This window comes from Blastococcus sp. KM273129 (assembly GCF_021698995.1).
Taxonomy (GTDB): domain Bacteria; phylum Actinomycetota; class Actinomycetes; order Mycobacteriales; family Geodermatophilaceae; genus Blastococcus.
In genome coordinates this window covers 1-443 of sequence record NZ_SSXB01000194.1, presented here as the reverse complement: position 1 = coordinate 443, position 443 = coordinate 1, and the positions used below count along the sequence as shown (strand labels likewise).

The following is a 443-nucleotide window of genomic DNA, read 5'->3' as shown; positions in this document are numbered from 1 at the left end:
GGGAAACGCCCGGCAACATTCCGAACCCGGAAGCTAAGCCTCTCAGCGCCGATGGTACTGCCCTGGAGACGGGGTGGGAGAGTAGGACGCCGCCGGACATACTTCACCGAACGGGGGTCAGAGCGGTTGCTCTGACCCCCGTTCGCTTTTTCCATGTCCGCCGCCGGCCGTTCGGGCTGTGTGCGGCGTCGAGCAAAGAGGTAATCGAAATCATGACTGCTCCGCGACGTGGCCCCGGCGGGTCCGATTCCGGGCGGGGGCGGCCGGCGTCGCGTGGCTCGCGACCCCAGGGCGATCGTCGGACTGGCGGGGCCGCCCCCCGTGGTGGGTCCCAGGGCGAGCGCCCGCAGCGTGCGGAGCGCCCGCGTGGGGACTGGCAGGACCGCCGCCCGCAGGGTGACCGGCCGCAGCGTGCGGAGCGCCCGCGTGGGGACTGGCAGGAC

At 72.2% G+C, this 443-nt stretch carries 1 rRNA gene; it reads left to right on the top strand.

Annotated elements, in window-relative coordinates:
• Positions 1-98: ribosomal RNA gene (gene rrf / locus E9565_RS21995) — 5S ribosomal RNA — on the top strand; the annotation flags it as partial.
• Positions 99-443 lie beyond the last annotated feature (345 nt).